Annotated in this window: 14 protein-coding genes, 1 pseudogene and 2 riboswitches; of the genes and pseudogenes, 9 read left to right on the plus strand and 6 right to left on the minus strand. The window is 65.2% G+C overall.

What is annotated here, in order from left to right:
* Position 1: 1 nt before the first annotated feature.
* Positions 2-1,069 (minus strand): cobalamin biosynthesis protein CobW, encoded by a 1,068-nt coding sequence (cobW, locus tag LU688_RS15770; RefSeq protein WP_038706274.1) that lies wholly within the window; start codon positions 1,067-1,069, stop codon positions 2-4.
* A 101-nt stretch (positions 1,070-1,170) separates the two neighbouring features.
* Positions 1,171-1,369, minus strand: a riboswitch (cobalamin riboswitch).
* Positions 1,370-1,430: 61 nt separating this feature from the next.
* Positions 1,431-1,654: riboswitch (cobalamin riboswitch) on the plus strand.
* A 99-nt stretch (positions 1,655-1,753) separates the two neighbouring features.
* Here cobW and LU688_RS15775 point away from each other — a divergent pair.
* The 7 genes from LU688_RS15775 to LU688_RS15805 all read left to right on the plus strand — a co-directional run bounded on the left by LU688_RS15775 (position 1,754) and on the right by LU688_RS15805 (position 8,202).
* Positions 1,754-1,939 (plus strand): CbtB domain-containing protein, encoded by a 186-nt coding sequence (locus tag LU688_RS15775; RefSeq protein WP_023631330.1) that lies wholly within the window; start codon positions 1,754-1,756, stop codon positions 1,937-1,939.
* A gap of 10 nt (positions 1,940-1,949) precedes the next feature.
* The gene (locus tag LU688_RS15780) at positions 1,950-2,639 is read left to right on the plus strand and encodes a CbtA family protein (RefSeq protein WP_038706275.1); all 690 of its coding nucleotides are present in this window, start codon (positions 1,950-1,952) and stop codon (positions 2,637-2,639) included.
* On the plus strand, positions 2,639-3,049 hold the full coding sequence (locus tag LU688_RS15785; protein ID WP_038706276.1) for a cobalamin biosynthesis protein: 411 nt from the start codon (positions 2,639-2,641) through the stop codon (positions 3,047-3,049). The genes LU688_RS15780 and LU688_RS15785 overlap by 1 nt, the downstream gene beginning before the upstream one ends.
* Before the next feature lie 29 nt (positions 3,050-3,078).
* A complete protein-coding gene (cobM, locus tag LU688_RS15790; RefSeq protein ID WP_023630917.1) occupies positions 3,079-3,831 on the plus strand; it encodes a precorrin-4 C(11)-methyltransferase in 753 nt (250 codons plus the stop codon).
* Between the two features lie 64 nt (positions 3,832-3,895).
* Positions 3,896-4,138 carry a DUF1272 domain-containing protein gene (locus LU688_RS15795; RefSeq protein WP_094012014.1) on the plus strand — a complete coding sequence of 81 codons (243 nt, stop codon included), beginning with the start codon at positions 3,896-3,898 and terminating at the stop codon, positions 4,136-4,138.
* A 188-nt stretch (positions 4,139-4,326) separates the two neighbouring features.
* A complete protein-coding gene (locus LU688_RS15800) occupies positions 4,327-4,941 on the plus strand; it encodes a response regulator transcription factor (RefSeq protein WP_023630915.1) in 615 nt (204 codons plus the stop codon).
* Between the two features lie 3 nt (positions 4,942-4,944).
* Positions 4,945-8,202 carry a transporter substrate-binding domain-containing protein gene (locus LU688_RS15805; protein WP_160290539.1) on the plus strand — a complete coding sequence of 1,086 codons (3,258 nt, stop codon included), beginning with the start codon at positions 4,945-4,947 and terminating at the stop codon, positions 8,200-8,202.
* Here the strand turns inward: LU688_RS15805 and LU688_RS28015 are convergent.
* The 3 genes and pseudogenes from LU688_RS28015 to LU688_RS15815 form a co-directional block, all read right to left on the minus strand.
* Positions 8,177-8,671 carry a methyl-accepting chemotaxis protein gene (locus LU688_RS28015; RefSeq protein ID WP_263160402.1) on the minus strand — a complete coding sequence of 165 codons (495 nt, stop codon included), beginning with the start codon at positions 8,669-8,671 and terminating at the stop codon, positions 8,177-8,179. The genes LU688_RS15805 and LU688_RS28015 overlap by 26 nt on opposite strands.
* A gap of 42 nt (positions 8,672-8,713) precedes the next feature.
* A pseudogene (locus LU688_RS28020) lies at positions 8,714-9,586 on the minus strand (PAS domain-containing protein); the annotation flags it as partial.
* Between the two features lie 57 nt (positions 9,587-9,643).
* Complete coding sequence (locus LU688_RS15815; protein WP_160290540.1) at positions 9,644-10,396, minus strand: SDR family NAD(P)-dependent oxidoreductase; 753 nt, start codon at positions 10,394-10,396, stop codon at positions 9,644-9,646.
* 180 nt (positions 10,397-10,576) lie between these two features.
* Between LU688_RS15815 and LU688_RS15820 the strand changes: the two genes are divergently transcribed.
* Entirely contained in the window at positions 10,577-11,296 is a 720-nt protein-coding gene (locus LU688_RS15820) for an IclR family transcriptional regulator (RefSeq protein ID WP_201754825.1), read from the plus strand.
* A gap of 150 nt (positions 11,297-11,446) precedes the next feature.
* Positions 11,447-11,833, plus strand: a complete 387-nt coding sequence (locus LU688_RS15825) for a VOC family protein (RefSeq protein WP_023631650.1) — start codon at positions 11,447-11,449, stop codon at positions 11,831-11,833.
* On the opposite strand, the gene LU688_RS15830 is transcribed toward LU688_RS15825, so the two are convergent.
* Positions 11,834-13,207, minus strand: coding sequence for a sensor histidine kinase (locus tag LU688_RS15830; RefSeq protein WP_023631651.1), 1,374 nt, complete (start codon positions 13,205-13,207; stop codon positions 11,834-11,836).
* Positions 13,204-13,866 carry a response regulator gene (locus LU688_RS15835; protein ID WP_038706279.1) on the minus strand — a complete coding sequence of 221 codons (663 nt, stop codon included), beginning with the start codon at positions 13,864-13,866 and terminating at the stop codon, positions 13,204-13,206. Before LU688_RS15835 ends, LU688_RS15830 begins: the two co-directional genes overlap by 4 nt.

Raw genomic sequence — 13,866 nt, forward strand, 5'->3', positions numbered from 1 at the left:
GTCAGGCGCCCAGGGCCTGGCGCAGACGCGCTTGCAGGCGTGCAGCATCCAGGTCCTGGCCGATCAGCACCAGGCGGGTGATCCGTGCTTCCTCGCTGCGCCAGGCGCGGTCGAAATGCTTGTCGAAACGGGTGCCCACGCCCTGGATCAGCAGACGCATCGGCTTGCCGGGAATGGCGGCGAAGCCCTTGGCGCGCAAGATGCCGAACTCGGTGACCAGTTGTGTCAAGGCGTCGAGCAACAGGCTTTCGTCAGCCTCGGGCAAGTCGATGGAGATAGAGTCGAAGGCGTCGTGGTCATGGTCGTCGTGATCGTCGCCGTCGTGGTGGCTGTCGTGGTGGGTGCGGCGGCCGTCGATATGTACCTCGGACTCGGCGCCCACGCCCAGCAACACTTCCAGCGGCAGGCGACCACTGCTTGCCTCGATCACCTTGACCGCCGGCGGCAGTTCCTCGGCCACTTCGGCACGGACCTTGGCCAGGCCGTCGGCATCGATCAGGTCGGCCTTGTTCAACACCACCAGGTCGGCGCTGGCCAGCTGATCGGCGAACAGTTCATGCAGCGGCGATTCGTGGTCCAGGTTAGGGTCGAGCTTTCGTTGGGCGTCGACCTGGTCTGGATAGGCGGCGAAAGTACCGGCCGCCACGGCCGGGCTGTCGACCACAGTGATCACCGCATCGACCGTGCAGGCGTTGCGGATCTCTGGCCACTGGAAGGCCTGCACCAAGGGTTTGGGCAGGGCCAGGCCGCTGGTTTCGATAAGGATATGGTCGAGGTCGCCGCGGCGCGCTACCAGCTCGCGCATCACCGGGAAGAACTCTTCCTGCACGGTGCAGCACAGGCAGCCGTTGGCCAGCTCGTAGACACGGCCGTTGGCTTCTTCCTCTGAGCAACCGATGCTGCACTGCTTCAGGATCTCGCCATCGATACCCAGTTCGCCGAACTCGTTGACGATCACCGCGATCCGGCGGCCCTGGGCGTTGTCGAGCATATGGCGCAGCAAGGTGGTCTTGCCCGAGCCGAGGAAGCCGGTGACGATGGTGACGGGAAGCTTGGCCAGTGTTTTCATGTCGCAATGCCCTTGGCAGCAGTGGCGCGGGCATGCAGGACGACAGCCCCGGGTCGAGTCGCCCTGGCTGGTTCGCCACCGGATCACCCCGCCCGGTTGAAAGTCGAAAACGTTGCGAGGCAGGTCTCCTGGCTTGCACCGCCGGCCTTCTCAGCCAGTGGGATGGCGCCTTCCCGCGCGTGCGCAGTGGCTATGCCGATCCTTCATCAGTGCCTACAGTTGCGGGGGCAGCCGCGGCTTGTACCGCGTTCCCGTCTTAGCCCGGGCCAACGCCCGGGAACCTCGAACCGGCAAGGCTACGCAGTGCCTGCCTGACGGTCAACCGCCACAGCGATTGACGCAGGCCCGGCCCCGTGATTTGCTAACGCATTGCGTTCAGGTGCCCCCAACGGGGGTGAAACGGGAAACCGGTGCGTCGCGCGCCCTTTGAAGAGGGACGACAAGGCCGGTGCTGCCCCCGCAACGGTAAGCGAGAGAAGCATCCAGACCACTGTGCCCCCGCATGGCATGGGAAGGTGATGCTTGACCAATGGAGCCCCACTCCACCTCGCCAGCCCGGAGACCGGCCTGACATGCTTGCAGAACACCCCGCGGTGGGCGGGCGCTGTCGTATCACCTGGGCCAACCGTGCCTGGGGGCGTCGCGCCTGCCCGTTGCCACAACAAAAGCAGCAGAGGACGCGTCATGCCCATCACCCACGCCAAATCCAGTATCGCCACCCCCATCAGCCTCAGCCAGCGCCTGATCGTCGCGGTCGGCGCCACCCTGCTGGGCCTGTGCCTGGTGTACTTCGCCGGTTTCTCGCACATCGAGGCGGTGCACAACGCCGCCCACGACACCCGCCACAGCGCTGCCTTCCCTTGCCACTGAGTACGCCCGCATGATCACGCGCATCGCCCGTACCGCGGGTTTCAGCGGCCTGCTCGCCGCCCTGCTGCTGACCCTGCTGCAAAGCTTCTGGGTCGCCCCGCTGATTCTCCAGGCGGAAACCTATGAAACCGCCGCCCCCGCCGTCGAACACCATGAGCACGGCGAGGCGGCAGCACCTCATGAGCACAGCGCCGAGGCCTGGGCGCCCGAAGATGGCTGGCAGCGGGTCCTGTCCACTACCGGTGGCAACCTGGTGGTAGCCGTCGGCTTCGCTCTGATTCTCGCCGCCCTGTACAGCCTGCGCACCCCAGGCCGAGTGGCCACCGGTGCGCTGTGGGGCCTGGCGGGCTTCGCCGTGTTCTGCCTGGCGCCGACCCTGGGTCTGCCACCGGAACTTCCGGGGACAGCCGCCGCCGACCTCGGCCAGCGCCAGACTTGGTGGATCGGCACCGCCGCCGCCACCGCCGCGGGCCTGGCGCTGCTGGTCTTCGCCCACCATTGGCTGTTCAAGGTGCTGGGTGTCGCCCTGCTGGTAGTCCCTCACCTGATCGGCGCGCCGCAACCAGCGGTTCATGAAAGCTTGGCCCCCGAAGCGCTGGAAACCCAGTTCAAGATCGCATCCTGGCTGACCAACGCCGCGTTCTGGCTGGCCCTGGGCCTGCTCAGCGCCTGGTTGTTCCGCCGCTCCAGTCAGGCCTGATGCGCGACCTCGCTCGCCCGCCGGCGTTATATGCCGGCTTTGGCTGCCGGCGTGGCTGCCCGGTCGAAACACTCGCCGTGCTGCTGCGCCAGACGCTGACCAGCCACGCCCTGCCTCTGTCGGCCCTCAAGGCCATTGCCAGCATCGAACCCAAGGCGCGCGAACCTGGCCTGCTGGCGCTGGCCGAACGGCTCGGCCTGCCGTTCATCTGCTTCGACAGCAGCCACCTGGCAACCTTCGAACCGCTGCTCAGCCAGCGCTCGACAATAGCGTACGCGCAGACCGGCTGCTGGGGCGTGGCCGAAAGCGCGGCGCTGGCCCTGGCCGGGCGCAGCGGCACCGAGCCGCGCCTGCGCGTACCAAGGCAGGGGTTACGAGGCGCTACCCTGGCCCTGGCCATCGGCGGATAATCCGCTCCTTTTACCTGCAAGGACCCCCCATGACGGTCTATTTCATCGGCGCCGGCCCCGGCGATCCCGAGCTGATCACGGTCAAGGGCCAACGCCTGATCCGCCAATGCCCCGTGCTCATCTACGCGGGCTCCCTGGTACCTGCTGCGGTGCTCGAGGGGCACCAGGCGCACACCGTGCTCAACAGCGCCGAGCTACACCTGGAGCAGATCATCGAGGCCATGCGCCAGGCACATGCCAACGGGGAGGATGTAGCCCGCGTGCATAGCGGCGACCCCAGCCTGTATGGAGCCATCGGCGAACAGATCCGCCACCTGCGTGAGCTGGGCATCGACTACCAGATCGTCCCCGGCGTCACCGCCACCGCCGCAAGCGCCGCGCTGCTGGGCTGTGAGCTGACATTGCCAGGCGTAGCGCAGACGGTGATCCTCACCCGCTACGGCGACAGCTCGCCGATGCCGGCCGGTGAACAGCTGGCCGATCTGGCCCGCCATGGCAGCACCCTGGCCATTCACCTGGGCGTACGTCATCTGGAGCGGATCGTCGAACAGTTGCTGCCGCATTACGGTACCGACTGTCCCATCGCCGTGGTCCATCGCGCCACCTGGCCAGATCAGGACTGGGTCAAGGGCACCCTGGCGGACATCACCGAACGCGTGGCCGCCAAGGGCTTCCGACGCACCGCGCTGATCCTCGTCGGGCATGTCCTGGGCGACGCCCCCTTCGCCGAATCCGCCCTGTATCGCGCCGGCCACGCCCACCTCTATCGGCCCGGCCCGTGAAGCGATTGCCGAGCGGGCAGCGGCGGCGCACACTGGGCTTTCCAACTGGATGGAAGCCCTGAACATGCTCGACCTGCGCCCCAACTGCGAATGCTGCGACACCGACCTGCCACCTGAAAGCCCGGATGCGCTGATCTGCTCGTTCGAGTGCACCTTCTGCCGTGCCTGCAACGCGCAGCACTTCCATGATCGCTGCCCAAATTGCGGCGGCCAACTGGTGACGCGCCCAACCCGCGTGGGCAAGGTACTGGGCAACAATCCCGCCTCCGCACTCCGTGTACTCAAGCCCCACGCACCCTGCGCCTGAAGCCCCTGTGCTCGAACCTTGTTTGTAGGAATTTTCCACATCTTGGCGCGGGTTTTTCAACACCCCTATACTCGCCTATTACCAAGGGTGCTGAATATCCGTAAGGTGCGCGCTGCCCAGCAAGTCCGCGGCCCGGAACCTTGAAGACAAGGCTGGAAGCGGGATGCACTTTGACAGGAGCTACCTGAATGACATCCGTGCTGTTGGTCGATGACCACCACATCGTGCGGCTCGCCGTACGCATACTGCTTGAACGCGAACGCTTCACCGTCGTGGGCGAAACCGGCAAAGGCAAAGAGGCCGCACGCCTGGCCGAGCAAACCAAGGCAGACGTGGTCATCCTCGACATCGGCCTACCGGACCTCGACGGCATGGAGGTGATCAAGCGTCTCAAGTTGATCGCCCCTCCGCCGCGGATCATGGCACTCACCGGCCAGCCCGCCGATCTCTACGTGCGCCGCTGCATGGACGCCGGCATCTCGGCCTTCGTCAACAAGGACGAAGACCTCGATGCCCTGGTCTTTGCCCTCAAGGCCTTGGTCAAGGGCTACTCGACCTTTCCGCAGATGGCAGTCAACAGCAATACCCTGGAAAGCGAGACGTCGCGCCTGGGACTGCTGTCCAACCGCGAAATGGAAGTGTTGCGTCGGCTCAGCGCCGGCCAGAGCAACAAACTGATCGGTGAACAGATGAACCTCAGCGCCAAGACCATCAGCACCTACCGCGGCCGGATCATGGAAAAGCTCAAGGTCGAGTCGCTGGTGGAAATGGTCGACCTGGCCAAACGCAACAACGTGGCCTGAGTCATGAACAAGGGCGCCCTGCTGTGCCTGCTGCTGGCCATGCTGCCGGCACTTCCCGCGCACAGCGAAGCGCACAGCGAATCCCGACATCTTCTGGCCCGCGCCCTCAGCGCGGCGCCTCCCTTGACGCTCGCCGCCTCCGACCGTCAGTGGCTTGCAGAGCGTGGACGCCTGGTGCTGGGCAGCTCGCGCCCGGACTACCCCCCCTTCGACATCAACAACAGTCAGTCCGACTACGAAGGCCTGAGCGCGGACTATGCCGGCCTGATCGGCGAGCAGTTGGGCGTGCCGGTCCAGGTGCGCCGTTATCCAAGCCGCGAGCAGGCGCTGGCGGCGCTGCGCGCTGGCGAGATCGACCTGCTAGGCAGCTCCAATGCTTTCGAAGCCAATGATGCGCACCTGGCCCTCAGCCTGCCCTATGCCGACGACCTACCGGTCATCGTAACGCGCAAGAACCAGGCCCTGCGCGACGGTGACGACCTGGCCGAGCTGCGCCTTGCCATGGTGGATCACTACCTGCCCATTCAGGCGGTGCGTCGCCTCTATCCCCGCGCCCGGCTGGAGCTGTATCGCTCGACCCTCGCCGGGGTCGCCGCCGTGGCCCTGGGACAGGCCGACGCTTACCTGGGTGATGCCATCAGTACCGACTATGCAATCGCCAAGGGTTTCCAACAAACGGTCAAGGTCGATCACTTCGTCAAGGCCCCGGCCAGCAGCTTTGCCTTTGCACTGAACCAGGACAACCTGCGCCTGTTGCAACTGGTCGACCTCGCCCTCGGGCGCATCGCCGACAGCGAACGGCTCAACATCCTGCGCCGCTGGGCCGGAGGCAGCACCAGCCTGCTGCTCGACCGCCGCCTCGATGCCTTGACCCAAGAGGAGCGAGACTGGATCGCGCAACACCGGCAGGTCAGCGTGATGATCAACACCACGCTGGCGCCCCTGAGCTTCACCGACGCCCAGCAGCAACCACGGGGTATCGCCTTGAACCTCCTGGAGCGTATCGGCCTGCGCACGGGGTTGCGCTTCAAGGTGGTCGAATCGGAGTCTTTCGAGGAGATGGTCGAGCAGGTCGCCCAAGGCAAGGCGAACATGATCGGTGCCATCGGCTACGGCGAGCACCGCGCGCAACGCCTGCGCTACACCCGACCCTACATGATCAGCCCGCGGGTAGTGGTCACACGGCGGGATGCCCCGCCCCTGGAACCGCAGCAACCACTGAAAGGACTGCGAGTGGCGCTGCTGCGCGGTTCACCGTTGCGCGAAGGCCTGGAACGCGAGTACGGCGAACTGCGGATCGTAGAAGTGGAAAACCCCCTGCAACTGATGGAGGCCGTGGCCAATGGTAATGCCGACGTCGCCCTTGGCTCGCACATCAACGCCAGCTATTTCATCAACCAGGTGTTCAAGGACCGCCTGCGCATTGCCGGCCTGTACGGTGATGAGCCGGCCCTGGCAACTTTCGCCGTGGGTCCTGCGCAGCCGCAGTTGCAGGCCATCCTCGACAAGGCTTTGCTGAGCATTCCACCTGACGAACTGGAACAACTGGTCAGTCAATGGCGAACCAACGCAGCCGTCAGCGACATCCCCTGGCGCAACTACCGCACCCTGGCCCTGCAGGTACTGGTTCTGGCCGCCCTGTTGCTGGCTGGCGTGGTGTTCTGGAATACCTACCTGCGCAAGCTGATCCACCAGCGCAGCGAAGCCCAGCGCGCTTTGCAGGAGCAACTGGCGCTCAGCCGCGGCCTGCTCGAACAGCTGCGTCAGGCCAAGGACGATGCCGAACAGGCGAGCCGGGCGAAAAGTACCTTCCTGGCGGTCATGAGCCACGAGATCCGCACTCCGATGAACGCGGTGATCGGCCTGCTCGAGATGGCGCTTGAAGACAGCCAGCACGGTCATAGCGACCGCCAGGCGCTGGAGGCGGCTCACGGTTCGGCACTTGGCCTGCTCGACCTGATCGGCGATGTGCTCGATATCTCGCGTATCGAGTCCGGCCATATGACGCTGCAACCCGTGGCCTGCGACCTGGTCGCGCTGATCCATTCGACCCTGCGGGTGTTCGAAGGCAGCGCCAACCTGAAAGGGCTGGTAATGACCGCGCTGCTGCCCGACTTGCCCACCTGGTTGCTCGTCGACCCGCTGCGCTTCAAGCAAGTTCTGTCGAACCTGGTGAGCAACGCCATCAAGTTCACCGATCAGGGCCATATCGAAGTGTCGCTGACCATCGCTCCGGTCGACGGCGGCATGTTCGAGATCACGCTGCAGATCAAGGACAGTGGCGTGGGTATCAGCAGCATTGACCAGGCCCGCCTGTTCACCTCCTTTTCCCAGGTCGATGGCCGGCAGGCGCGCCAGGGCGCCGGCCTCGGCCTGGTGATCAGCCGCGAGTTGTGTGAGCTGATGGGAGGCGAACTGAACATGAACAGCATCGAGGGGCTGGGGACCCAGGTTGCAGTGCACCTGACACTGCCCGGCGCCGCGCCTCCTGGCACCGAAACAACCGGCAATGCCTTGATCGAACCCGGCGCAGGCCCCCTGCAGGTCCTGATCGTCGATGACTACCCCGCCAACCTGCTATTGCTCGACAAGCAACTGCGTTCACTCGGGCATCAGGTGACCCTCGCCGAGCAGGGCAAGGCCGCGCTGTCACTCTGGCAGGACGGCCGTTTCGACGTGGTCATCACCGACTGCAGCATGCCGGTCATGGACGGCCATGAGCTGACCCGGCAGATACGCGCTCGGGAGCGCGAGGCAAACCTGCCCGCGGTTCGAATCATTGGCGTGACGGCAAATGCCCAGGCCGAGGAGCGCCAGCGCTGCCTGGACAACGGCATGGATGAGTGCCTGTTCAAACCGATCGGCCTGCAGGCGCTCAAGGCTTGCCTGCCGCTGGCCACCGAGGCACCCCGCGCCAGCGGCTTCGATCTGGCGCAACTGCGCCACCTCACCCAGGACGATGATCGGCTGGTCAAGCGCCTGCTGGAGCAGTTGGCGCAAAGCAGTGCCGAAGATCTGCAGGCGCTGCACGCGCTCGGTGACAACCCGTCGGGCGCCGCCCTCGCCCCGGTCGTCCACCGGGTCAAGGGCGGCGCCCGAATGCTCAAGGTCAAGGGCGTAAGGCAGGACTGCGAGGCCTTGGAACAGGCCATCGCCCAAGGGCAGCCGGTGGAGAAGGGGCTCGCCCAGTTACGGGCAAGCCTGCATACCCTGGAGCTCGAACTGCGTCAGAGCCTCAGTGCAATTGAAGGGTCGAACTGATCTGGCTGATGGCGTCCACCACGTGCCTTGAGCCCTCCTGGATCTCCATGATCACCGTACCGGCTTCATTGGCCAGTTCCACGCCCAGGCCGGTGCGGGTCAGGCTTGACTGCATGCTGGCCACCGCGGTCAACGACAGGTCATGATTCTGTCGCACCACCTCGACGATCTCCAGGGTCGCCTTGCTGGTGCGCGCAGCCAGGTTGCGCACCTCGTCGGCGACCACGGCGAAGCCACGGCCATGCTCCCCGGCCCGGGCCGCCTCGATGGCGGCATTGAGCGCCAAAAGGTTGGTCTGGTCAGCGATGCCACGGATGGTCAGGACGATCTGCCCGATCACTTCGGACTGCTTGCTCACGGCATCGATGGTACGGGCGGCATCATTGAGCTCGCATGAGATCTGCTCGATCACCTCGACTGCCTGCTGCACCACCTGGGTACCCTTGCGCGCACAGGCATCGGTCTGCACCGAGCTGGCATGGGCGGCGTCGGCGGCGGTTTGCTGGGTGCTGATCTGATGGGTGATGTCGCTGGCGAACTTCACCACCTTGTACAGCCGGCCCTTGTTGTCGAAGATCGGGTTGTAGGAAGCCTCGAGGTAAACCGTCTGGCCCTGTTTGTTGACCCGCTCGAAGCGATGTGAATGGTACTCGCCACGGTTGAGCGACGCCCAGAAATCGCGGTACTGGGATGATTCGCGTTCATGGGGCAGGCAGAACAGCCCATGGTGGCGCCCGACCACTTCCTCCAGGCGATAGCCCATGGTGTCGAGGAAGTTCTGGTTGGCCTTGATCACTCGCCCAGCCGGGGTGAACTCGATCACCGCCATCGAACGGCCGATAGCCTTGAGCAGGCTTTCGCTCTCGTGCTCCTCGATCACGTGGCGGGTAATGTCGGAGGCCACCTTGATCACGCTGGTCACCTGCTGGCGCTCGTCGATCACCGGCATGTAGCTGGCTTCCAGCCACACCTCGCGCCCCGCCTTGTCCAGGCGCTCGAACGTACCGCCGATAGCCTTGCCCTCACCCAGCTCGCGCCACAGTTGCTGGTACTCGGCACTCTTGGCATAGGTCGGGTCGCAAAACAGCCGGTGGTGCTTGCCACGTAACTCGTCGGCGCTGTAGCCCATGGTCTTGCAGAAGTGTTCGTTCGCCTCGAGGATCGTGCCATCCGGCGTGAACTCGATCATCGCCATCGAGCGGCTGATCGCTGCCAGCTTCGCCTCCATGCCCGCCAGGGCCTGCCGGCAGCGCTGGATCTCGACCAGATCGGACTTGCGATGATACTCGAACATGAGCCGGGCCTCCTGATTCCACGGATGTCCTGAGCATAGATCGGCGGCCAAGGCCTGCAAGCGATCTGATATCACTTTCGCATTAGGCATTTGTGCCGTCTGTCAGGTCAGGACCGCGGTTCACCTCGCTACAGGCTCTGGCTGTCATCAGAACTGCACACCGCGGGTCAGGCCACCGTCGACCAGCAGGTTGGTGCCAGTGATGAAGCTGGCTGCGGGACTGGCCAGGAACACTGTGGCTCGCGCCACCTCGTCGGGTCGAGCCATGCGCCCCAGTGGGTTGGCCGCCAGGCTGCGGGCGAACACCTGGGGCTGCTCCTGCTCGATACGCCCCCAGACACCGTCGGCGAAGTAGACATTGCCGGGGGACACGCAATTGACCCGGATGCCCTCTGCCGCATGACGCGCCGAGAGCGTCTTGCCATAGTGGGTCAGGGCAGCCTTGAGCACCCCGTAGGGTTCGTCGAAATTGCTCAGTTCGCGCCCGGACACGCTGGAAATCAGCACCACCGCCGCTTGCGCGGACTCCCTGAGCCAGGGCAGCGCCGCCGTGACCAGCCGCACGCTGCCCAGCAGGTCGGTCTCGAAGGCCTGCCGCCATACGGCCGCCTCGCTGCCATGGGCCAGGGCACTGACGTTGGGCACGACGATGTCAACCCCGCCCATGCGTTCGGCGGCGGCGGCGATCCACCCCTCGACTTCGTCGGCGTCGGTAATGTCTACCGCCCTGCCCCAGGCGTGCCCGTTCAACTGCGCCTCGGCCTGGCTTACTCCGGCCTCGTCCCGGGCGCAGAAGGCCACCTGGGCGCCTTCGCCGAGGAAGCATTCGACGATTGCCCGGCCGATCCCGCGCGTCCCGCCGCTGACCACGACTCGGGCACCTTGCAGTTGCAGATCCATGTACTGATTCCTCTGGCTGGTTGGATTTGCCGGCGAGTCTACGGCGCGGAATCAGCCAGAGGCTGTATTGGTCCCACAAAAGCGCCGCAGTTCGACATTGTCGAACCTTGCACTGCGCTGCGCCTGCACGCTGCGACGATTGCAGGCACAATGCGCAGCCATTGCACAACGGGATCACCCATGACCACCAACCCTCGCCAGATACAGTCCCTGGAGCGCGCCATGCGCTTGCTCGAACTCCTTCGCGCCGAAGGCGGTCGGGCACGCCTGAACGACCTCGCAGCACGCAGTGGCCTGGGCAAGAGCACCATCCATGGCCTGCTCGACACGCTGATCTCGCTTGGCTATGTCACCCGCGAGCAGCGCTTCTACGCCCTCGGCCTGCGCCTGCGACAGCTGGCTCAGCCGCTGAACGAGACCGAGCAGCGCCTGCGCCAGGCCTTCACGCCAGCATTGCGTGCTTTCGCCGAACTGTGTGGCGAAAACTGCTTCCTCGCCGTTCCCGGGGGCACCCGAGCCTATCTAACGCTGGCGGCGCTGGATAGCCGCGGCCTGTCCCTGCAACAGCCGCTGGACAGCCGTCGCGATGGCCTGGCCACTTCAGCGATCGGCAAAGTGCTGCTGGCCTATGATCGTCAGTTGGCCAGGCAGTTGTTCCGCACTCGAGCGGTTCCGGAAACCCTTGCCCAGGAACTGCACCAGGTCGCCAACCAAGGCTTCGCCCTTGACCTTGCCGCCTCGCGCCCGGACCTGCACTGCTTCGCCCTGCCCTTGCGCCTGCGCGGCCAGGTGGTGGCCGCGCTGGGTGCCGGTGGTCCCGCGCAACGCCTGCAGGCGCCGGTGATGCGTCGCATGGCGACACGGGCGATGCGTTCTTTGTTCGATCTGGTGAAATGCTGACGACGCACCAAGGGCCGCAAGTGCCCGCACCGCATCGACTGCACTGGGGGCAGGCCGCCACCAACGTTCACGCAGCAGCCCCCATGAATCAGGCCCCTCTTCTATACTCCCCCAGTATCAGGTGCACGATGCCCCGCAAGAGGGATACCCATGAAGATCGTAGTCACCAGCATCCTCGTCGACGACCAGGCCAAGGCCCATGCCTTCTACCACCATGTCCTGGGCTTCGAGCCCAGGCACGACATCCCCATGGGCAAGTACCGCTGGCTCACCCTCACCTCCCCCAATGACCCCAATGGCGTCGAGTTGCTGCTCGAGCCCGATGCCCATCCAGCGGCGAAGACCTACAAGGCCGCCCTCAAGCAGGACGGGATTCCCGCCACTTCGTTCGGCGTGCGCGATATCCAGGCTGAATATGAAAGGCTGTGCAAGGCGGGCGTGCACTTCACCCAGTCACCTACCCCCGTGGGCCCGGTCACCGTGGCCGTGTTCGACGACACCTGCGGCAACCTGATCCAGATCGCACAACGCCATTGATCAGCTCTGGGCCGCCGGCAACCGCAGGGTGGCGCACAGCCCGCGCGGCGAGGCGTTGCGCAGTTGCACACTACCGTCCAGGCGTTTGATGACGGTGCTCACGATCGACAATCCCAGGCCGGCACCATTGGGCGTGTCCTTGCTGTAGAAGCGCTCGAATACCCGCTCAAGGTCCGCCGACTCGATACCGGGGCCTTCGTCCTGGACCTCCACCACCAACACCTGTGCATCTCGGCGCAAGGCGACACGCACCCGCCCCCCAGGGGGCGAATGATCCACCGCGTTGGTCACCAGGTTCTGCAAGGCGATGGCCAGGGCACCGGCATCGCTGAACACGCGATAATCAACGCCTTCGGCGATCTCCAGAGAGGGCTCCTGACCGCGTTCGAGGATCCACGGGGTCAGCTCTGCCAGGGTTTCGGTGGCCAGTACACCGAGATCGATTGCGGCCCAGTTGCGCTGCGCCAGGCGAGGTTCAAGGCGGGCCAGGGTCAGCAGTTGGTTGACCACCCGGGTCAGGCGGTCGACGCCTCCGATCAGATACCCCAGCGCCTTGTCGCGCTCAGCCTCACCGGTGGCCGCCTGGGCGTTCTGCGCGTGGAGGCGCAGAATCGCCAGCGGCGTGCGCATCTCGTGGGCGGCATCGGCAATGAAACGATGTTCTCGGCGCAGCAATTGCTCGATCTGCGCAAGCAACCGGTTGATCGCCGCCTGCATCGGCTCGAGTTCCTTGGGCAACGGCACCAGCTGCAGAGGTTCCAGGGACTCGGCGTGCCGGCCACGGATCACCCGGGCCATGTTCTGTAACGGCTGCAGTCCCCAGCCGATGGCCGCCCAGACCAGCAGCGCCAATGCCAGGCTGCCGAGCAGAAACGGCATCAGCGTGTGGCGCACGATCCTGTCGATCAGGTCGTAGCGAACATCGTTGCGCTCCCCCACCCAGATCAGCCAGTGCTTCTCCGGTACCGGCAGCACGAAACCACGCCAACGCTGCCCCTGAACCAGCATGTCGGAAAACCCCGGCGTGCTCGGTGGCACCGCGAAAGCGGGCGCGCTGGGTGTATGCACCAGCAAGGTGGCCTGGTCGTCCCACACTTGGAAGGCCAGCTTGCTTTCGTAGGGATGGCCGACCCGGTGCCGCCCCGCCTTGCTCAGCGCCTCGTCGAACGCCTGGTACAGCGCCTGCCGGTTCTGCTCGTGCACGGGCAGGCTCATCACCCCCTGCAGCAGGCGAGCGTTCTGCGCCAGATGGGCATCGTAGACCTCGGTGATTTCATGGCGGCTGTCGTGGTAGTTGTACAGCGCCAGCAGACCGCTGCCGACCAGCAGCAACAGCATGACCCGCCACAGCGTGCGCTGGCGCAACGAACTCATGCGCGCCCCTCCACCAGGTAGCCGATACCGCGCACCGTGCGGATCAGGCCGTTGAATAGCTTCTTGCGCAACTGGTAGATATTGACTTCAAGGGTATTGCTCTCAGGCTCCTCGTCCCACCCATAGAGCAACTGGGTCAGGCGCTCACGGGTGAAAACCTTGCCCGGCTGGGCAAGCAACTCGTGCAGCAGCAGATACTCCTTGGGCGTGAGTACGACTGGCTGGCCGTTGTAGCGCACCTGCTGGGTCGTCGGATCCAGGCTCACGCCGGCATGCTCGATCAGCACCCGGGCGCGGCCTGCGCTGCGCCGCAGCAGCGCGCGCAGGCGGGCCTTGAGTTCGTTGAGGTCGAAGGGTTTTACCAGGTAATCGTCGGCACCGGCATCCAGCCCCGCGATGCGATCCTCCAGCCCGTCGCGCGCGGTGAGGATAAGCACCGGCATGGCGTTTTCCGCGGCGCGCAGCCGACGCAACAGTTCCAGGCCATCCAGACGCGGCAACCCCAGGTCCAGCACCAGCACGTCGAAGCTCTCGACGCCTAGCGCATGCAACGCACTCTGGCCATCCTGCAACCAGTCGAGGGTGTAGCCCTCCAGCCGCAGGCCATCGCAGATTCCCTCGCCCAAAGCGGCGTCATCCTCAACCAGTAGCAGGCGCAT

This window comes from Pseudomonas soli (assembly GCF_021283165.2).
GTDB lineage: Bacteria > Pseudomonadota > Gammaproteobacteria > Pseudomonadales > Pseudomonadaceae > Aquipseudomonas > Aquipseudomonas soli.